The 18,360-nt window shown below is 66.9% G+C and carries 19 protein-coding genes; 16 read left to right on the plus strand and 3 right to left on the minus strand.

What is annotated here, in order from left to right; translation table 11 throughout:
• Positions 1–97: 97 nt before the first annotated feature.
• From rarD to DFR24_RS23545, 3 genes are all read left to right on the plus strand, one after another.
• The gene (gene rarD / locus DFR24_RS23535; RefSeq protein WP_133883919.1) at positions 98–1,024 is read left to right on the plus strand and encodes an EamA family transporter RarD; all 927 of its coding nucleotides are present in this window, start codon (positions 98–100) and stop codon (positions 1,022–1,024) included.
• A gap of 78 nt (positions 1,025–1,102) precedes the next feature.
• Positions 1,103–2,242, plus strand: coding sequence for a hypothetical protein (locus DFR24_RS23540; RefSeq protein WP_133883920.1), 1,140 nt, complete (start codon positions 1,103–1,105; stop codon positions 2,240–2,242).
• Positions 2,239–2,901 (plus strand): hypothetical protein, encoded by a 663-nt coding sequence (locus tag DFR24_RS23545; RefSeq protein WP_133883921.1) that lies wholly within the window; start codon positions 2,239–2,241, stop codon positions 2,899–2,901. The genes DFR24_RS23540 and DFR24_RS23545 overlap by 4 nt, the downstream gene beginning before the upstream one ends.
• A 60-nt stretch (positions 2,902–2,961) precedes the next feature.
• On the opposite strand, the gene DFR24_RS23550 is transcribed toward DFR24_RS23545, so the two are convergent.
• From DFR24_RS23550 to waaA, 3 genes are all read right to left on the minus strand, one after another.
• Entirely contained in the window at positions 2,962–4,560 is a 1,599-nt protein-coding gene (locus tag DFR24_RS23550; protein WP_133883922.1) for an ATP-dependent DNA ligase, read from the minus strand.
• Positions 4,561–4,718: 158 nt separating this feature from the next.
• Positions 4,719–5,750: a ligase-associated DNA damage response exonuclease gene (locus tag DFR24_RS23555; protein ID WP_133883923.1), complete on the minus strand. Its 1,032-nt coding sequence runs from the start codon at positions 5,748–5,750 to the stop codon at positions 4,719–4,721.
• Positions 5,751–5,866: 116 nt separating this feature from the next.
• Complete coding sequence (waaA, locus tag DFR24_RS23560) at positions 5,867–7,162, minus strand: lipid IV(A) 3-deoxy-D-manno-octulosonic acid transferase (protein ID WP_133883924.1); 1,296 nt, start codon at positions 7,160–7,162, stop codon at positions 5,867–5,869.
• Between the two features lie 99 nt (positions 7,163–7,261).
• On the opposite strand from waaA, the gene lpxL reads away from it, so the two are divergent.
• The 13 genes from lpxL (at position 7,262) to atpA (ending at position 18,357) form a co-directional block, all read left to right on the plus strand.
• Positions 7,262–8,200, plus strand: a complete 939-nt coding sequence (gene lpxL, locus DFR24_RS23565; RefSeq protein ID WP_133883925.1) for an LpxL/LpxP family Kdo(2)-lipid IV(A) lauroyl/palmitoleoyl acyltransferase — start codon at positions 7,262–7,264, stop codon at positions 8,198–8,200.
• A gap of 82 nt (positions 8,201–8,282) precedes the next feature.
• The gene (locus DFR24_RS23570; RefSeq protein WP_246051784.1) at positions 8,283–9,257 is read left to right on the plus strand and encodes a nuclear transport factor 2 family protein; all 975 of its coding nucleotides are present in this window, start codon (positions 8,283–8,285) and stop codon (positions 9,255–9,257) included.
• A 76-nt stretch (positions 9,258–9,333) separates the two neighbouring features.
• Entirely contained in the window at positions 9,334–10,488 is a 1,155-nt protein-coding gene (locus tag DFR24_RS23575; protein WP_133883926.1) for a L,D-transpeptidase family protein, read from the plus strand.
• Entirely contained in the window at positions 10,472–11,122 is a 651-nt protein-coding gene (gene rsmG, locus DFR24_RS23580) for a 16S rRNA (guanine(527)-N(7))-methyltransferase RsmG (protein WP_133883927.1), read from the plus strand. Before DFR24_RS23575 ends, rsmG begins: the two co-directional genes overlap by 17 nt.
• Positions 11,119–11,904: a ParA family protein gene (locus DFR24_RS23585; protein ID WP_133883928.1), complete on the plus strand. Its 786-nt coding sequence runs from the start codon at positions 11,119–11,121 to the stop codon at positions 11,902–11,904. The genes rsmG and DFR24_RS23585 overlap by 4 nt, the downstream gene beginning before the upstream one ends.
• Positions 11,905–11,983: 79 nt before the next feature.
• Positions 11,984–12,847 (plus strand): ParB/RepB/Spo0J family partition protein, encoded by an 864-nt coding sequence (locus DFR24_RS23590; RefSeq protein WP_133883929.1) that lies wholly within the window; start codon positions 11,984–11,986, stop codon positions 12,845–12,847.
• A gap of 124 nt (positions 12,848–12,971) precedes the next feature.
• Complete coding sequence (locus DFR24_RS23595) at positions 12,972–13,778, plus strand: SDR family NAD(P)-dependent oxidoreductase (protein WP_133883930.1); 807 nt, start codon at positions 12,972–12,974, stop codon at positions 13,776–13,778.
• A gap of 209 nt (positions 13,779–13,987) precedes the next feature.
• Positions 13,988–14,365: an ATP synthase subunit I gene (locus tag DFR24_RS23600; protein ID WP_133883931.1), complete on the plus strand. Its 378-nt coding sequence runs from the start codon at positions 13,988–13,990 to the stop codon at positions 14,363–14,365.
• A gap of 43 nt (positions 14,366–14,408) precedes the next feature.
• Positions 14,409–15,290, plus strand: a complete 882-nt coding sequence (atpB, locus tag DFR24_RS23605) for a F0F1 ATP synthase subunit A (RefSeq protein WP_133883932.1) — start codon at positions 14,409–14,411, stop codon at positions 15,288–15,290.
• A gap of 98 nt (positions 15,291–15,388) precedes the next feature.
• A complete protein-coding gene (gene atpE / locus DFR24_RS23610) occupies positions 15,389–15,670 on the plus strand; it encodes a F0F1 ATP synthase subunit C (RefSeq protein ID WP_133883933.1) in 282 nt (93 codons plus the stop codon).
• 46 nt (positions 15,671–15,716) lie between these two features.
• Positions 15,717–16,187 (plus strand): F0F1 ATP synthase subunit B, encoded by a 471-nt coding sequence (locus DFR24_RS23615; protein ID WP_133883934.1) that lies wholly within the window; start codon positions 15,717–15,719, stop codon positions 16,185–16,187.
• 16 nt (positions 16,188–16,203) lie between these two features.
• Positions 16,204–16,743: a F0F1 ATP synthase subunit delta gene (locus DFR24_RS23620; RefSeq protein ID WP_133883935.1), complete on the plus strand. Its 540-nt coding sequence runs from the start codon at positions 16,204–16,206 to the stop codon at positions 16,741–16,743.
• Positions 16,744–16,812: 69 nt separating this feature from the next.
• A complete protein-coding gene (atpA, locus tag DFR24_RS23625; protein WP_133883936.1) occupies positions 16,813–18,357 on the plus strand; it encodes a F0F1 ATP synthase subunit alpha in 1,545 nt (514 codons plus the stop codon).
• The last annotated feature ends 3 nt before the right edge of the window (positions 18,358–18,360 follow it).

Below are 18,360 nucleotides of genomic sequence, written 5' to 3' on the forward strand. Positions count from 1 at the left end.
CAGATCGAAGATGTGGGTCCGCCGCGGTGCTTTCCAAGCCCGCGGACGCGGCGCAGACTGCGCGGCCTTTCGCGTATTTGCCGTCCTCTTCGCAACGATGTCCACGCCACCGCCCGCGCCCCTGCCGAACGCGCCTGCCGACGAATTCCGTCGCGGGTTCGTCGCGACGGTGGCCACGTTCGTGGTCTGGGGGCTGTTTCCGCTGTACTGGCGCCAGCTTCACGAGGTGCCGTCGCTGCAGATCACGGCGCACCGCATCGCGTGGTGCACGCTGTTCGTCGTCGGCTTCCTGCTCTGGCGCAATGGCGCGGGCTGGCTGCGTGCGACGCTGTCGCGGCCGCGCGCCGTGCCGATGCTCTGCGCCAGCAGCGTGCTGATCAGCGTGAACTGGGTGCTCTACATCTGGGCGGTCAACCATGGCTACGTCGTGGAGTCCTCGCTCGGCTACTTCATCAACCCGCTGGTGAACGTGCTGCTCGGCGTGGCCGTGCTGCAGGAACGTCTCAACACGCGCCAGTGGTGTTCGGTGGCACTGGCCGCGTGCGGCGTCGCGTGGCTGACGTGGAGCGTCGGACGGCCGCCCTGGATCGCGCTGACCCTGGCCAGCTCGTTCGGGCTGTACGGGCTGATCCGCAAGCAGGCGTCGGTGGAATCGATTCCGGGCCTGGGCGTGGAGAGCCTGATCATGTTCCTGCCGGCGCTGGGATACCTGATCTGGTCCGAGTGGGCCGGTGTCGGTGCGTTCGGGCACGTGGGCCTGCGCGAGGATGTGCTGATGGTGCTCGCGGGTCTGGCCACGGCGATGCCGCTGATCTGGTTCGCCTACGGTGCGCGGCGCATCCCGCTGTCGCTGGTCGGCGTGATCCAGTACATCGGCCCGACGTTGCAGCTGCTGATCGGTGTGTTCCTGTTCGGCGAGGCGTTCTCGCACGACCAGCTCATCGGCTTCGGCTGCATCTGGGCGGCGCTGGCGCTGTACGCCGTCGACGGTCTCTGGCGGCTGCGGATGCGCGGTTACGGCTAGCGTCCTGGCGCCGGCTTTACGCGCGGCGCGCGCGGACGAATGATGCGCAACGCCTTCATCCGCGCCGGAGTCCAGCGCATGATCGGACATCGCCTCTGGGCCTTGCTGCTGCTCTCGACGACCGTGACGCTCTCGACCGCTGCTCCTCCGTCTGCCGGCAGCGCCTCCACGCTGCCGCGCATGTCCGACCCCGCCCTGTCGCCGGACGGGCGCTATGTCGCGTTCTTCGCGCAGCAAGGCGGACGGCGCGTGCTCGAACTGCTGGACCTGGAGCGCGACGACGACGTCAGCCCGGTGCTGGATCACGGCAAGGACGAGGGCTACAGCGTCGACTGGTGCGGCTGGGTCAACAGTGAGCGGCTGCTGTGCGGCTACCACGCATCGGCGCGCAAGGACGGTGCGATTCAGGACCTGACGCGCCTGGTCGCGGTGAACCCGGATGGCAGCGACTCCAAGGTCGTCCTGCAGGGCGCGCGTGCGGGCGGCGACGAGCGCACGCGACCGCGGGTGCTCGACTGGATGCCGCGCGATCTCAAGGCCGTGAAGCTGCTACTGGTCGAGGACGGCGAGGAATATCCCTCGGTGTTCAAGTTCGATCTCTACAGCGGCAAGCTCGAACGCGAAGTGAAGGCGCAGGCGCCGATCCGCCATTTCGCGACCGAGATCGCCGACTACGACCTGCGATTCGGCTGGGGCATCGTCGACGGTGAATTGCAGGGTTTCGTCCTCGAAGGTCGCCGGCAGAAGAAGCGGTGGCGTCGCCTGCAGCGGTTGCGGCCCGCGAGCGGTCCCGAGGCGCTCGCACCGTTGCCGAATCGCCTCCTCGGCAATCACCTTCACGCGATCGGCAAGTACGAGGGCAGCGACGCGATGTGGCTCGTCGATCTCGACGACGCCGAGGATCCGCGCGTGATCGCGGCGCGCGAACACGCCGATGGCGCCAGCCCGCTGCTCACCGCCGACGGCACGCTGCTCGGCATCACGTACCGCAGCGATCCGTCGGCGGCCATCTACATCGACGCGAGCGCGCAGCACGTGGCCGAGCGGGTCGTCGAGCAGCTGGCGGCGCGCGAAGCCCGCGTCGTCGACTGCGTGCTCAATCCCCACCGGTTCATCGTGTTCGCCCGAGGCAAGGACGCCGACACCGGGCGCTACTACCTCTACGACGTGCGCGCGGACGACACCGAGCTGCGCGAACTCGGCATCGCGTCGCCATGACGATGAACACGCGAAGCTGGTGGTTGCGGCTGCTGCAGGTGTTCCCGTTCGTCGCCGGCGCTGCCGGCGCGGCACGCGCCGACACCTTGGATCTGCTGATCACCGTGGTGGACGAGGCCAAGATGCCCGTCGTCGGCCTGCCGATGCGCGTAGTGTTCAGCGACGACGAGCAGCCGCGCGCGCCCGGGTCCGGCCAGCGGTTCGTCACCGACGACAAGGGGCGCGTGCGCCAGACGCGCGAGCTGAGCCTGAAGCAGCGTCGTGTCGAGCTCGACATTCCGTTCGTGCGGCACAAGACGGAGATGTTCGATATCGGCGTGGAGCCCGCGCTGGGCGGCACGCCGCTGCTGTACACGCTCGAACTCGACACGTTCAAGGTCAACACGCTGATCTCGGCGCAGCAGGTCTACCGACGCGGAACCGATGGCCGCTTCTCCGATCCGGTGAACCTGGACTGGGAAGTGACGAACCCGCCGAACGAATATCGCGTGCCGCCGCTGGACGCGAAGTTCAATCCGATCGCCGATGTTCCGCCTGCACGCCTGGGGCGACGCGCGCTGACCCTGATCCCGCATCCGCGAGTGGATGGCTCGCGGCGATGGACGCTGGATCTGCGCTTGGCCGTCGTTCCGTATCGGCCGGAAGGGATGAGGCAGTAGCCCGGTTGAAACCCGGGATCGTCTCCCGGCTCCGAGAAAAAGCCCCGGGTTTCACCCGGGCTACGGGGACGGAAGCAGCTTCTTCAGATCATCCAGCGTGTCGATATCCGCCACCGCCTTGTCCCGCCGCCATCTCGCGATGCGCGGAAAGCGCAATGCGACGCCGGCCTTGTGTCGGGAACTGGCCTGTATGCCTTCGAACGCGATCTCGAAGACCTGCAGCGCCTCGACGCTGCGCACGGGCCCGAACTTCTCGAGCGTGTGCGCACGGATCCAGCGGTCCATCTGGTTGAGTTCTTCGTCGGTCAGGCCGGAATACGCCTTGGCGACCGGCACCAGCGCCTCGCCGTCGCGCACCGCGAGCGTGTAGTCGGTGTACAGGTTCGAGCGGCGCCCATGACCGGACTGCGCGTAGAGCAGCACCGTGTCGACCGTGAGCGCGCCCACTTTCCACTTCCACCAGCTCCCGCGCTTGCGTCCGGCCAGATAGGCCGTGTCCAGCCGCTTGAGCATCAGTCCCTCGACACCGCGCTCGCGTGCGGTCTCGCGCAGCAGCGCCAGGTCGCTCCAGTCCGCTGCGCGCACCACGTCGGAAAGTTGCAAAGCCGCAGCCGGGTCGGCGCCGGCCAGCAGGCGCTCGAGTTGGTCACGCCGTTCGGACAAGGGCCGCGTGCGCCAGTCCTCACCCTGCCACTCGATCAGGTCGTAGGCGCGAAACACCACCGGTGCATCGGCCAGCACTTTCTTGCCCAGCGTCTTGCGGCCGATGCGCTTCTGCAGCACGGCGAACGGCATCACGCCCTGCGCGTTCCACGCCAGCACCTCGCCGTCGAGCACGGTGCCGTCGGGAAGCGATGCGGCTGCTGCTTCGATTTCCGGGAAGCGGCCATCGAGCAGTTCCTCGCCGCGCGACCACAGGAAGGTCTGGCCTTCGCGGCGGATGAGCTGGCCGCGGATGCCGTCCCATTTCCACTCGACGAGGAAATCCGCCGGGTCGCCGAGGCTGGCGGGCGCATCCTCCAGCGGAGAGGCGAGGCAGAACGGATAGGGCTGCGAAACCGGCCGGCTGCTGGCGTCGCGTGCGAGCAGGGTCGCGAAGTTCTCGACACCGGGCTTCCAGTCACCCATCAGGCGCGCCTGCATCAGCGGCGTGTCGATGCCGGCGTGCTCGGCCAGCGCGCGCGCCGCGAGTCCCGCAGATACACCGACGCGCAGCGAGCCGGTGAGCAGCTTGTTGAACAGCAGGCACTCGAGGAACGGCAGCTCCCGCCATTGCTGCGTCACGAATTCGCGCTGCGCTGTCTCGTCGCTGTTCTGGAGCGCCTGCAGGCGCTCGACGCAGACATGCAGCGGCAGGTCCTCGGCGGGTTCGTGTCGATCGTCGCGATCGAACAGCAGCGCGATGGTCTCGCCCAGGTCGCCGACGTGCGCGTAGCTCTCCTCGATCACGCGATCCGGAAGCGCCGTGGCTTCACCGAGCCAGGTGCGCAGGCGGCTCGACGGGATGACGCGCTTCAGGCGATTGCCGAGCAGGAAGAACAGCCCCCAGGCCGCGTCCTCGGGCGGCGTCGTCGCGAAGTAGCGATGCATCGCCGCGAGCTTGACCAGCGTGGCGCGCGTGTCGTCGAGCGCGGCATAGAGCTGGGCGAAGCGGCGCATGGCTGCCGGAAACTAGAGGCCAACGCAAAGGCGCAAAGGCAAAAGAAAGGACGCAAAGGAATGGTTGGCCCTGCGCGAAACCACCAAGTTTTTCTTTGTGCCCTTGCCGTTCTTCCTTTGCGCCTTTGCGTCAGCCGTTTGCTTTTCAGCCCAAGCGTTCACGCCGACGCCTCCTCGGCCGCATCCAGCGGGCGATTCGCGCCGTGCTCGCCCTCGAACTCGGTATTCAGCTCGCTCGCATCGATGCCGCGCGAGCGCAGCAGTTCGATCAGCGCATCGGTGTTCCCGTGCGTGGCGAGCACGCGCTTGGCGCCGGTCTGCTCGATGCTCTTGAGCAGGCCGTCCCAGTCGGCGTGGTCGGACAGCGCGAAACCACGATCCCAGCTCTGGCGGCGGCGCGAGCCGCGTACGCGCATCCAGCCGGATGCGAAGCCGACCGAGGCAGGCTTGAAGCGCTTGATCCACGGCGTGCCGGCAGCGCCCGGCGGGGCGAGCACGAGGCGGCCCTTCCAGTCGAAGAACTTGGGCTGATTGCCGATGGCGTCGGTGGGCAGCATCGCGACGCCTTCCTGCCGATAGGCTTTCACGAGCTGCGTCATCGCGCCGTGCAGATAGACCATCTCGTCGGTGAAGCGCATCAGCTCGGCGAGGATGCGCTGCGCCTTGCCAAGCGAGTACGCGCACAGCACCGCGCACTCGCCCTTGGCCTTGCACTCCTGCCACCAGTCGAAGATCTCGCGGGCGATCTCCTCGGGCGGCTGCCAGCGATAGACCGGAAGTCCGAACGTCGCCTCGGTGATGAAGACGTCGCAGGGCACCGGCTCGAACGGCGCGCAGGTGGGGTCGGGGTCGCGCTTGTAGTCGCCCGAGACGACCCAGACCTGACCGTGGGCTTCGATGCGCACCTGTGCCGAACCGAGCACATGACCGGCAGGGTGCAACGAGACCTGCGCGTCGCCGAGCGTGAAGCGCTGTCCGTAGGCCACGGCCGTGATGCCGCCGCCGAGGCCCACACGCGCACGCGTCAGGTTCAGGCCCGGCTTCGAGCACCAGTAGTGTTTCGAGCCGGTGCGTGCGTGATCGGCGTGGGCGTGCGTGATCACCGCGCGCGGCACCGGCCGCCACGGGTCGACGTGGAAATCGCCTGCGGGGCAGTACAGGCCCTTGTCGGTGACGGTGATCAGGTCCATTTCGGGAATCGGGAATCGGGAATCGGGAATCGGGAATCGGGAATCGGGAATCGGGAATCGGGAATCGGATGTGGAGTCGGATGTCGGCACGAAACCGGTGAATTCGCAGACCGCTTTTACGATTCCCGATTCCCGACTCCCGACTCCCGGCCACCCCTGTCGAGGATGTCGAGCAGTTTTGCCAGCGCACCACGGTTGGCCAGCACCGCAGCGCTGCCGGCTTGGCCCATCCGCGCGCGCTGCGCGGCGTCCGGCAGCAGTTCGGCGACGCGCGATGCGAGCGCGCCAGCATCCGCCACTTCGATCGCAGCACCAGCGCCCAGCAGCAGTTCGCGTGCCGCCAGGAAGTTGTGCATGTGCGGACCGAACAGGACGGGCAGGCCCAGCGCGGCGGGTTCGAGAACATTGTGGCCACCCACGTCCGCCAGGCTGCCGCCGACGAAGGCGACGTCAGCGGCCGCCAGGTACATCCACATCTCGCCGAGGCTGTCACCGAGCAGCACCTGGACATCGGCTCCGGCGCGTGTGGGGTCGGCGCTGATCTCGCTACGCCGCACCCCGCGAAAACCCTGCCGCGCGATCAGCCGGGCGACATCGTCGAAGCGTTGCGGATGACGCGGCACCAGGATCAGCAGCGCATCGGGATGACGCTCGCAAAGACGCCGATGCGCATCGAGCGCCGTCTCCTCCTCGGTGTCGTGCGTGCTCGCGGCGACCCACGCGGGACGAGCGGCGCCCAGTCTCGCGCGCAGCGCGTGGCCAGCCTCCGCTTGAGACGCGACCGGATCGATATCGAACTTGAGATTCCCGATCGCCTCGACGTGGGGTGCGCCGAGCGACGTGAAGCGCTGCGCATCCGCGTCGCTCTGCGCCGCGACACGTGTGGTGTCGCGCAGAACCTCGCGTGTGAAGCCCGCCACGCGTCCGTAGCCCTTGAACGATCGTGGCGACAGGCGGGCGTTGGCGATCGTCAGCGGAATGCCGCGGCGGCGCAGGTGGCGGAACAAGGTCGGCCACAGCTCGGTTTCCATGATCACGACCTGCGCCGGCCGGGCGCGATCCAGGAAGCGGGAGACCGCGCCGGGCAGGTCGTACGGCGCGTAGGTGTGGATCACCTGCGCGCCCAGCGCGGCGACGACGCGCTCGCTGCCGGTCGGCGTCGTCGTCGTGACCCACACGCGGCCCTGCCCATGGCGCTCGACCAGTTGCCGGATCAACGGCAGCGCGGCGAGCGATTCGCCCACCGACACCGCGTGGACCCAGACCGCGACGCCCTGTGCCGGACGCGGCACGAAGCCGAAGCGCTCGCCGATGCGCTCGCGATAGACGCGGATCTGCCGCGAGCGCCACACAAGGCGCAGCAGCACGACGGGCGTGAGCAGGTACAGCAGCAGGAGATAGAGCCAGCGCATGAAGCAGTTTCCGGTGTCCGGATTCCAGTTGCCAGCCATCCGCGCCCGTGATCGCGCGCTTCACTGGAAAGCGCGGAGCGGACCCGGGACACTGCGCGGATGTCGGACCCTTCCTCTTCCGCGCCGCCGTTCACCGCCGCACTGCTCGGTCCGCGCTGGTGGCCGACGTGGCTGGCGATCGGCGTCGTGCGCCTGCTCACCTGGCTGCCGATCCGCCTGCAGTGGGCGCTTGGCAGCGGACTCGGACGATTCGTCGGCCTGATCGCGCGCGATCGGCGAAACGTCGTACAGGCGAACCTGCGGGTCTGCTTTCCGGACATGCGCGCCGAGGCGCGCGAGAAGCTCACCGGCGATCACTTCGCGGCGCTCGGTCGCGGCCTGTTCGAGACCGCGCTCGCCTGGTTCGCCTCGGACGCCCGGCTGCTGCCTCGTTTCGAGATCGAGGGTCGCGAGCACCTCGACGCGGCGATCGCGTCGGGGCAGGGGCTGCTGCTGCTGACGGGTCACTTCAGCACCCTGGAGATCGGCGCCCGCATCGTCTGCTCGAAGGCGGGCCTGCCGTTCCACGCGATGTACCGGCCGTACAACAACGCACTGATGGATTACTTCATGCACCGCTGGCGCGAACGGCGGTCGGGTCGCCCCGCGCTGCCGCGTGAAGACCTGCGCAAGCTCGTGCGCGCGCTGCGTGACGGTGGCGCCATCTGGTATGCGCCGGACCAGACGCTCGACCCGCGCATGTCGGTGTTCGCCCCCTTCTTCGGCATGCCGGCGCTGAGCCTGACGGCGACGGCGCGGCTGGCGCGCATGGGGCGTGCCCGGGTGCTGCCCTTCACGCCGCAGCGCACGCCGGGGGGCTGGAAAGTGCGGTTCTTCCCGATGATCGAGGACTTTCCCGGCGGCGACGATCTGGAGGACGCCACGCGCATCAATCGCGCGCTGGAAGAGGGCATTCTGCAGGCGATGCCCGAGTACTTCTGGATCCACAAGAGATTCAAGCGCCGCCTGCCGGGATCGCCGCGGGTCTACGAGCGGTGAATCCGGCCCGCCTGCCTATGGCCCTGCGGAGCCTGCTGTTAAACTCCGCGCGCCGTTTCCCGGTCCCCCACGAGGTTTTCGCGTGAATCGAACGATTTCCTGCCTGGCGGTTGCCGCCACGCTGCTGTTCTCTGCCCAGAACGTGGTGGCTGCAAGTGCGGTGGAGGAAGCCCAGACCCTGGTGAACCAGGGCCAGCTCGAACTGGCGCTCCGGCGTCTCGACATGCAGCTCAAGACGGCGCCGCAGGATGCTGAAGCGCGATTCATGCGCGGCCTCGTGCTGACGCGGCTGAACCGCAGCGAAGAAGCGATCAAGGCCTTCGCCGACATCACGCGCGATTACCCGCAGCTGCCCGAGCCGTACAACAATCTTGCCGTGCTGTACGCGCAGCAGGGCGACTACGAGAAGGCGCGCGACGCGCTGGAAGCCGCACTGGCCACGCACCCGAGCTACGCCACCGCCCACGAGAATCTCGGCGACATCTACGCCGCGCTCGCCGGTGCCGCGTACAACCGCGCGCTGATGCTCGACCAGAGCAACCAGACGCTCCGCAACAAGCTGTCCTTCGTCAACAAGCTCAGCGAGAACGCCAACTCCCCGCGTTCGACGACGACGGCTGCCGCCGCCCGGCCGCCGGTCGCCGCTGCTGCCGCAGAGCCGGCTGCCGCCGCCATCGGTGAACCTGCCGCCGAGACGGCGTCGGACGACGTCGACGCCGCGACCACCGGTGAAGTCAAGGACGCGCTCAATGCCTGGTCCAAGTCCTGGTCGGACAAGGATTCGGACGCCTACCTCGCGATCTACGCGTCGGACTTCCGTCCCGAAGGCGGCATCTCGAAGGCCACGTGGGAAGCCCAGCGCCGCGATCGCATCGCGCGCCCGAAGCGCATCCGCGTCGGTGTCGTCAATCCCCGCATGGCCGCGCTGGGCGACGGTCGCGTCCGTGTGACGTTCCGCCAGGAATACGAGTCCGACAGCTTCTCGGACAGCGTGACCAAGGTGCTCGAACTGCGTAAGGACGGCGGCTGGAAAATCATCCGCGAGTACACCCGCTGAGGCAGCTCGCGGGTCCAGGACGCACGATCGCCCGGGAATGACCGCGCTCCGCCGATCATGGCTGGCTTTGCCAGCCATGATGCTTTTTGCATGCTGTGTTCACGCAGGCCCCATCGCGCCGATGAAGGCGTCGGCCACATTGCCGATGCCCGAAGAGCAGCTCGTCGCAGCCATCGAACTGGCGCGTGGCGGCAAGCCCGGCGAGAGCATCAAGGCGCTCGAATCCCTGCTCAAGCGCCAGCCCAATTTTCGCCTCGCGCAACTGATCTACGCCGACCTGCTGGCGGCCCGATCGGGCACGCGCGGGATCATGGGCGACGACAAGGATCCGCGAATCCTGGAGCTGTTCGAAGAGGCGCGCCTGCGCCTGGACCGTGCGCGCTACAGCCCGCCGGCCGGCGCGGTGCCGGACACCGTGCTGCAGCTCTCCAGCGAGTATCCCTACCTCGTGCTGATCGACCTGCCCGGTGCGCGCCTGCACTTGATGCGCAACGTCGACGGCTTGCTCGAGTCGGTCGGCAGTCGTTACGCGGCGATGGGCCGCGCCGGCTATGGCAAGGAAGCCGAGGGCGACCTGCGTACGCCCGTCGGCATCTACCACGTCACCGGCTGGATGAGCGACGAGGCGCTGCCCGAGCTGTACGGCGCCGGCTCCCTGCCGCTGACGTATCCCAATCTCTGGGATCGCTTCAAGTCCAAGACGGGTCACGGCATCTGGCTGCACGGCGTGCCGCGCCAGACCTACGTGCGGGCCCCGCGTTCGAGCGAGGGCTGCGTGACGATGGCCAACGACGACCTGCTCTGGCTCAAGCCCTATGTCGTCAACAATCGCGCGCCGGTCGTGCTCGCCGACAAGCTGCAGTGGGTTTCCAGGGCGCAGGCCACCAAGGATCGCGAGACCATGCTCAACCGCGTGGAAGCCTGGCGCGAGGCCTGGGCGGGCAAGGACACCGAGGCTTATCTGACGTATTACGCCGAGGATTTCTCGACGGGCGGTCTCAACAAGTCGCAGTTCGCGGATCACAAGCGCCGCGTCAACGCGGGCAAGAAGTACGTGAAGGTGAAGCTCTCCGACGTCAGCCTGTTCCGCTACCCGGGCGAGACGATGTTCCTGGCCGAGTTCACGCTCGACTACGACAGCGACAACTACAAGTTCGTGTCCAAGAAAGAGCAGTACTGGCGACAGGACGCGAAGGGCACCTGGCGCATATTCCGTGAAGAAAACCGCTGATCCCGCGGGGCTGCTGGATCGCGGGCTGCGGGAGCTCAAGCTGGATGCTGCCCTGAGCGTCCCGCTGCTGGCCTATCTGGCCGAACTCGAAAAATGGAACGCCGTATACAACCTCACGGCGGTGCGCGATCCGATGGATATGGTGACGCGCCACCTGCTGGACTCGCTCGCGGTGCTGCCGGCCATGGAAGGCCTCGATGTTTCGCGGCTGCTCGATGTCGGCAGCGGCGCAGGGCTTCCCGGCATTCCGCTGGCGCTCGCACGGCCGCAGTGGCACGTGGCCCTGCTCGACAGCAACGGCAAGAAGGCGCGCTTCCTGCGCCACGCCGTGCGCACCCTGGGGCTGCCCAACGCGATCGTCATCGAGTCGCGCGTCGAGAAGCCTGACGAGCAGTCGCAGCAGGAACCTCCGTACGACGGCATCATCAGCCGCGCGTTCTCCTCGCTTGGCGAGTTCCTGACGCTCACCGAGCCGATGCTGGCCGACGGTGGTCACTGGCTGGCGATGAAGGGCAGGGTGGACGACAATGAGGCCGCTTCAATCCCCCCGTTCGCCTCCGCCCCGCGTGTCGTCCGTCTGCAGGTCCCCGGCCTGCGCGAGGAGCGTCATCTCGTGATCTGTACCCGCCCATGAGTTACACGATCGCCGTCGCCAACCAGAAGGGCGGCGTAGGCAAGACCACCACCGCGGTCAACCTCGCTGCCTCGCTGGCCGCAACGAGGCGCCGTGTGCTGCTCGTGGATCTCGATGCGCAGGGCAACGCGACGATGGGCGTGGGCGTCGACAAGTCCACGCTCAAGCTGACCGCACGCGACGTGCTGCTCGAAGCCTGCACGCCCGACGCCGCGATCCAGGACCTCAAGGCCCTGAACCTCTGGCTGCTGCCAGCCAACGGCGACATGACCGAGGCCGAGATCAAGCTGCGCGATCAGGCCGCCGGCGATTTCGCGCTGAAGGCTGCGCTGGCCGCGGTGGCCGACCGCTTCGACTTCGTCATCCTCGACTGTCCGCCGGCGCTGTCGAAGCTGACCGTCAACGCGCTGGTCGCCGCCGACGGCGTGCTGATCCCGATGCAGTGCGAGTACTACGCTCTCGAAGGCCTGAGCGCGCTGGTGGACACGGTGGCCAAGATCCGGCGCGTGATCAACCCGAAGCTGGAGATCGAAGGCCTGCTGCGCACGATGTTCGATCCGCGCAACAACCTGGCGAACGACGTCTCCGCACAGCTGCTGCTGCATTTCCCCGACAAGGTTTATCAAACGGTCATCCCGCGAAACGTCCGGCTCGCCGAAGCGCCGAGTCACGGGTTGCCGGTGATGGTCTACGACCCGCAGTCCAGTGGCGCACGCGCCTATCTTTCGCTCGCCGGCGAATTGCTGCGGCGGCACGACGGCGGACAACTCACGCTCGATTGACTTGAACTTGCGTTGACCTGCCGGTGGCGGGTTGGGCCATACTGACTGCCCGCGCGGGGAACACGGGACACGGCGGAACATGAGCACGGCAAAGAAACGGGCGACCACACTGGGACGCGGCCTGGATGCGCTGCTGAGCAGCGCGAGCATGAAATCAGGACCGGACGTCGACAACTCGGGCGATCAGCGCGAGATCGCGGTCGATCGGCTGCAGCCGGGCGCGCATCAGCCGCGCCGGCATTTCGACGAGGAAGCGCTCGCGGAACTCGCGAGTTCGATCGCCTCTCAAGGCGTCGTGCAGCCCATCGTCGTGCGCGCCATCGGCGCGGACCGTTACGAGATCGTCGCGGGCGAACGTCGCTGGCGCGCAGCGCAGCGCGCGGGCCTGCAGGCCATTCCCGCCGTCGTGCGCACGCTCGACGATCGCGGCGCGATGGCGGTGGCGCTGGTCGAGAACATCCAGCGAGCGGACCTCAATCCGCTCGAAGAAGCGCAGGCGCTCAAGCGGCTGCTCGACGAGTGCAAGCTCACGCACGAGCAGGTGGCCGAAGCGGTGGGCCGTTCGCGTGCGGGTGTCACCAACCTGCTGCGCCTGATGGAACTCAACGAGGACGTACAGACGCTGGTGCGCGAGTCGCGCCTGAGCCTGGGTCACGCCAAGGTGCTGCTCGGCGTCGAAGGACCGCGCCAGTCCTCGCTGGCCAAGCTCGTCGCCGATCAGCAGATGAGCGTTCGCCAGGCCGAGGCGCTCGTGCAGGCGCAGGGCAAGACGCGCGCCGACAAGCCGGCGCCGGACAGCGCAACGGCCGAGGTGCAGTCGCGTCTGCAGAGTTCGATCGGCTTGCCGGTGAGCGTGCAGCGCGACGCCAAGGGCCGCGGCCGCATCACGATCAAGTTCAAGAGCGGGACCGAGCTGGAGAGTCTGCTGCAGCGCATCTCGTAGGTCTGGTCGGGGCTGACGCCCCTCCTACAACGACTCGCCCCTGTAGGAGGGGCGTCAGCCCCGACCAGACCTGCGCAGACAGTGCCAAGGCCTGAGGATCGGAGCTCCAGGGGGAGTCATAAAAATGGACCAGTTCGGATGCGCGCTGGTGACGGGCGCCTCGGGCGGAATCGGGGAAGCGTTCGCACGCCGGCTCGCCGCCGACGGTCTGGATCTGATGCTGGTGGCCCGCTCCAGCGCCAAGCTCTCCAAATTGGCCAAGGCCCTGCGCAAGTCCTGCGGTGTGCGGGTCGAGACCGTATCGGCCGACCTCGCGCTGCCCGATGCAGGACCGAGGCTCAAGGAAGTGGCCGACGGCTTCGAATTCAACGTGGACTTCCTGATCAACAACGCCGGCTTCGGCATGGTCGGCGACTTCGACACGCTCGACCCCGAACGCACGCAGCAGATGGTGGCGCTCAACGTCGCGGCCGTGGTCGGGGTCACGCAGGCCTTCCTGCCCGACATGCTCGCGCAGAAGCGGGGCGCCATTCTGAACATCGCGTCGATGGCGGCCTTTCAGCCCACGCCGTTCATGAGCGTCTACGGCGCCAGCAAGGCCTTCGTGCTGTCCTTCAGTGAAGGCCTGTGGGGCGAGTACCGCAAGCGCGGCATCCGTGTCCTGGCGATCTGCCCCGGGCCGGTGGACACCGGTTTCTTCGACGCGACCGGGGTTCCCGAGACGCGGGCCGGCATTCCGCGCCGCATGATGCTCAAGGCCGATCGTGTCGTGGCCGAGAGTCTCGAGGCGCTGAGCAAGAACAAGATGGTCATCGTGCCGGGCGGGATGGGGCAGGGCCTCGTGGCCGGCCTTCCGCGGCTGGCGCCTCGCAAATGGATCGCGGCCGGCGTCGCCGGAATGCTCGGCCGCTCCACCAAGTCATCGGACTGACGCATGCAAGCGATCCAATGCGATCAGCCGCGAAGCGGGTGGGTGGGGGGGGGTGTGTCCGGATTGTGCGACCAGACGCCGCAGTACAGGCTCCGGAACCCGTCCTTTCGCGTGCCTTTGCGTTGACCTGCTTTGCGTCGGGCGAGTAGACTTCGCGCCCGTTTTCGCCGCCGTTGCCAGATAGTCTCGAGCCCAGGCGAATCGTCCCGATGTCTCAGTCTTCAATCTGGGGAGTCACGCTCAAAAAAGCGGTGGCTCTGCAATGGGGTGCGGTCGCAGGACTGGCCTGCCTTGCGTGGGCGGTCAGCGGAAACGCGGCGCTCTCGCTGCTGTGCGGCGGGGCGGCGGTGGTATTGCCGAATACGCTTCTCGCCGTGTGGCTGATGCCGCGCATGCAGGGAGCAGACGCGGGCGGTGCGGTAGCGCTGATGGTGGCGGAAGGTCTGAAGCTGATGGGAACGACGGCCCTGCTGCTGGGTTCGGTGCTCCTGCTCGGACCGGGTCTGGTCTGGCCTGCCTTCCTCGCGGGAATCGTCACGGCGGTGTTGTCGCAATTGCTGACGTTGTGGGTAACGCGGCGGTACTAGCCGCGGCGGATACGAAAGAGTCCAGGGAACGCGAACGAGAAACATGGCCGCAGAAGACCACGCTGAACTCGTTGAACACGCCGAACATGCTGAGCACGCGCTGACGCCGGCCAGCTACATCGGACATCACCTCACGTTCCTGCAGCACCCGGTCAAGCCGGAAGGCGGTTTCTGGACGCTGCACATGGACACGCTCGGCACGTCGATCGTGCTCGGTGTCCTCGTCTTCGGTTTCCTGGCCTGGGTCGCGCGCGGCGCCACCTCGGGCGTGCCGGGCAAGCGCCAGGCCTTCGTCGAACTCTGCCTCGAGTTCGTCAACGAGCAGGTCCGCGGCATCTTCGACAAGAGTTTCGAGTTCGTCGCGCCGCTGGCGCTGACCGTGTTCGTGTGGGTGCTGTTCATGAACGCGATGGACTTCCTGCCGGTGGACATCATGGCCAAGGGCCTGGCCGCCGCCGGACTTCCCGAGTTCCGTCTGGTGCCGACGGCCGACGTCAACGCGACGTTCGCGCTGGCGCTGACGGTGTGGTTCCTGATGATCGGCTTCGCCATCAAGGCCAAGGGCCTCGGCGGGTTCGTGCACGAGCTGTATGCCGCGCCGTTCGGTCTGCCCAAGCTGACGTTCAATCCGCTGACCTGGATCGGCGTGGTGCTGATGGTGTGCGCCAATTTCCTGTTCCAGATGATCGAGTACATCTCCAAGCCGCTGTCGCACAGCCTGCGACTGTTCGGAAACATGTACGCCGGCGAAATCATCTTCTTGCTGCTGTGGCTGTGGGCGGCCACCGGTCTGGCCGGCACCATCATGGGAAGCATCCTCGGCGTGGGCTGGGCGATCTTCCACATCCTGATCGTGGCCCTGCAGGCCTTCATCTTCATGATGCTGACCATCGTGTATCTGGCGATGGCACACGAGCATCACTAGCAAGCAGCAACGCGGCACCCGCGTCACGACAGACTTCGATTCCAAGCAGCGCCAGCTTCACCCTAATTCACCACACATCAGCAAAAGAGGTTTTTGAAATGGAAAAGCTCCAGCTCCTGGCAATGATTCAGGCCTCCACCGGCATCGGCATCGGCCTGATCATCGGCCTGGGCGCGCTCGGCGCGTGCGTCGGCGTGGGCATCATGTGCTCGAAGTTCCTCGAAGGCGCCGCGCGCCAGCCGGAACTGTCCCCCATGCTGCAGGCCAAGGTGTTCCTCCTGCTGGGTCTGATCGACGCCTCGTTCATCATCGGCGTGGGTCTGGCCATGATGTTCGCGTTCGCCAACCCGCTGCTCGCCGTCGTGCAGGCTGCCGGTTAATCAGAAGCTCGCGTCCGTCGCGGACTAATCCCTCCAGGGAATTGGCATGAACATCAATCTGACCCTGTTCGCGCAGGCCTTCGTCTTCCTGGCCTTCATCCTGTTCACGTGGCGCTTCGTGTGGCCGCCGCTGATGAAGGCCGTGACCGATCGCCAGAACCGCATCGCCGACGGCCTCGCAGCCGCCGAGAAGGGCGCGCGTAGCCTGGCCGATGCCTCGGTGCAGACCGAAGAGACGCTCAAGCAGGCACGTGCGCAGGCCCAGGAAATCCTGGCCGGTGCGAACAAGCAGGCGACGCAGCTCGTCGATCAGGCGAAGGTGCAGGCGAAGTCGGAAGGCGATCGCATCGTGGCCGCCGCGCACGACGAAGTGGTGCGCGAAGTGGCCAAGGCGAAGGAGACGCTGCGCAAGCAGGTCGGCGAACTCGCCGTCCTGGGCGCCGCGAAGATCCTGAAGCGCGAAGTGAACGCCCAGGCGCACGCCGACGTGCTCAGCGATCTCGCCGCCCGCGTCTGATCCGGATACGACCGACATGGCCGATCTTTCGACGCTCGCCCGCCCGTACGCCAAGGCTGCTTTCGAGCTGGCCCAGGAGTCGAAGCGATTCAAGGAGTGGGGCGAAGCGCTCAATGCGCTCGCCGCCGCGGTGAAATCGCCCGAGATCTCCAGCTTCATCGGCCATCCGGCACTGCTCAAGGCGGACCTGGGCGATGTGCTCGGGAAGATGCTCGCTGGCGCCGGACTGGGTGAGCAGGGTGCATCGCTGGTGAAGCTGCTGGTGGAGAACAACCGCCTCAAGGCTGCGCCCTTCATCGCCGAGCAGTTCGAGGCGATGCGGGCCGAGGCCGAGTCGCGCGTCGACGTGGAGATCACGTCCGCCACCGCGATTCCGCCCGCCCAGCAGGAAAAGCTGGCGGATGCGGTCTCGAAGCGGCTGTCGCGTGACGTGGTGGTGAGCTGGAAGACCGACGAGTCGCTGGTGGCCGGTGCGTTGATTCGCGCAGGCGATCTGGTGATCGACGGCTCCATGAAGGGCGAGCTCGAAAAGCTTCGCACTGCGCTGGCCGGCTGAAGAACAACCGCAAACATCTTTCCCGATTTTATTTAGCGGGGCGCACCGCGCACCGATCGAGAGTACTCAATGGCTCAACTCAATCCGTCCGAGATCAGCGATCTCATCAAGTCCCGCATCAAGAATTTTGAAGCGGCGACCGAGTCTCGCAATACCGGCACGATCGTGTCGCTGCAGGACGGCATCGTCCGCATCCACGGTCTGTCCGACGCGCTGCAGGGTGAAATGCTCGAGTTCGAAGGCAACACCTTCGGCCTGGCACTGAACCTCGAGCGCGACTCGGTCGGCGCCGTCGTGCTCGGCCCCTACCAGCATCTCGCGGAAGGCCAGACGGTGAAGACCACCGGCCGCATCCTCGAAGTGCCGGTCGGCGAAGCGCTGCTCGGTCGCGTGGTGAACGCGCTCGGCCAGCCCATCGACGGCAAGGGCCCGATCAACGCCACGGAAAAGAGCCCGATCGAAAAGATCGCGCCGGGCGTCATCGCGCGCCAGTCGGTGAGCCAGCCGGTGCAGACCGGTTACAAGGCCATCGACGCGATGGTCCCGATCGGCCGCGGTCAGCGCGAGCTGATCATCGGCGATCGCCAGACCGGCAAGACCGCGATCGCGATCGACGCGATCATCAACCAGAAGTCTTCGGGCATTAAGTGCATCTACGTGGCCATCGGCCAGAAGGCGAGCTCGATCGCCAACGTGGTGCGCAAGCTCGAGCAGTTCGGCGCCATGTCGTACACCACGGTCGTCGCCGCCTCGGCCTCCGAGTCGCCGGCCCTGCAGTTCATCGCGCCGTACTCCGGCTGCTCGATGGGCGAGTACTTCCGCGACAAGGGCGAAGACGCGCTGATCATCTATGACGATCTGTCCAAGCAGGCCGTCGCGTATCGCCAGGTTTCACTGCTGCTGCGCCGCCCGCCGGGCCGCGAAGCATTCCCCGGCGACGTGTTCTATCTCCACTCGCGCCTGCTGGAACGTGCGGCCCGCGTGAACCCGGAATACGTCGAGAAGATCACCAACGGCGCCGTCAAGGGCAAGACCGGCTCGCTCACCGCGCTGCCGATCATCGAAACCCAGGCCGGTGACGTGTCGGCGTTCGTTCCGACGAACGTCATCTCGATCACCGACGGCCAGATCTTCGTGGAAACGGATCTGTTCAACGCCGGTATCCGTCCCGCCATGAACGCCGGTATCTCGGTGTCGCGCGTCGGTGGCGCCGCCCAGACCAAGGCGATCAAGAAGCTCGGCGGCGGTGTCCGTCTGGCCCTGGCGCAGTACCGCGAACTCGCGGCCTTCGCACAGTTCGCCTCGGACCTCGACGAAGCCACCCGCAAGCAGCTCGAGCGTGGCCAGCGCGTCACCGAGCTGATGAAGCAGAAGCAGTACGCGCCGCTGTCCGTCGCCCAGATGACCGCCACGCTGTATGCGGTGGAAAAGGGCTACATCGACAGGATCGACGTCGCCAAGGTGCTCGCCTGGGAAGAAGGCCTGCACCAGTACCTCGCCAGCGGCAGCGCTGCGTTGATGGCGAAGATCAACGAGAAGGGCGACTGGAACGATGCCATCGAAGCCGAGCTGAAGGCCGCGATGGACGCGTACGTGAAGCAGTCGGCGATCTGACGA

It is taken from the genome of Panacagrimonas perspica (genome assembly GCF_004364935.1).
GTDB lineage: Bacteria > Pseudomonadota > Gammaproteobacteria > Nevskiales > Nevskiaceae > Panacagrimonas > Panacagrimonas perspica.

Bases quoted from the DNA above. Each gene is read 5' to 3' on its own strand.
- rarD (WP_133883919.1), top strand. From the start codon at position 98: ATGTCCACGCCACCGCCCGCGCCCCTGCCGAACGCGCCTGCCGACGAA.
- DFR24_RS23540 (WP_133883920.1), top strand. From the start codon at position 1,103: ATGATCGGACATCGCCTCTGGGCCTTGCTGCTGCTCTCGACGACCGTG.
- DFR24_RS23545 (WP_133883921.1), top strand. From the start codon at position 2,239: ATGACGATGAACACGCGAAGCTGGTGGTTGCGGCTGCTGCAGGTGTTC.
- DFR24_RS23550 (WP_133883922.1), bottom strand. From the start codon at position 4,560: ATGCGCCGCTTCGCCCAGCTCTATGCCGCGCTCGACGACACGCGCGCC.
- DFR24_RS23555 (WP_133883923.1), bottom strand. From the start codon at position 5,750: ATGGACCTGATCACCGTCACCGACAAGGGCCTGTACTGCCCCGCAGGC.
- waaA (WP_133883924.1), bottom strand. From the start codon at position 7,162: ATGCGCTGGCTCTATCTCCTGCTGCTGTACCTGCTCACGCCCGTCGTG.
- lpxL (WP_133883925.1), top strand. From the start codon at position 7,262: ATGTCGGACCCTTCCTCTTCCGCGCCGCCGTTCACCGCCGCACTGCTC.
- DFR24_RS23575 (WP_133883926.1), top strand. From the start codon at position 9,334: ATGATGCTTTTTGCATGCTGTGTTCACGCAGGCCCCATCGCGCCGATG.
- DFR24_RS23585 (WP_133883928.1), top strand. From the start codon at position 11,119: ATGAGTTACACGATCGCCGTCGCCAACCAGAAGGGCGGCGTAGGCAAG.
- DFR24_RS23590 (WP_133883929.1), top strand. From the start codon at position 11,984: ATGAGCACGGCAAAGAAACGGGCGACCACACTGGGACGCGGCCTGGAT.
- DFR24_RS23595 (WP_133883930.1), top strand. From the start codon at position 12,972: ATGGACCAGTTCGGATGCGCGCTGGTGACGGGCGCCTCGGGCGGAATC.
- DFR24_RS23600 (WP_133883931.1), top strand. From the start codon at position 13,988: ATGTCTCAGTCTTCAATCTGGGGAGTCACGCTCAAAAAAGCGGTGGCT.
- atpB (WP_133883932.1), top strand. From the start codon at position 14,409: ATGGCCGCAGAAGACCACGCTGAACTCGTTGAACACGCCGAACATGCT.
- atpE (WP_133883933.1), top strand. From the start codon at position 15,389: ATGGAAAAGCTCCAGCTCCTGGCAATGATTCAGGCCTCCACCGGCATC.
- DFR24_RS23615 (WP_133883934.1), top strand. From the start codon at position 15,717: ATGAACATCAATCTGACCCTGTTCGCGCAGGCCTTCGTCTTCCTGGCC.
- DFR24_RS23620 (WP_133883935.1), top strand. From the start codon at position 16,204: ATGGCCGATCTTTCGACGCTCGCCCGCCCGTACGCCAAGGCTGCTTTC.
- atpA (WP_133883936.1), top strand. From the start codon at position 16,813: ATGGCTCAACTCAATCCGTCCGAGATCAGCGATCTCATCAAGTCCCGC.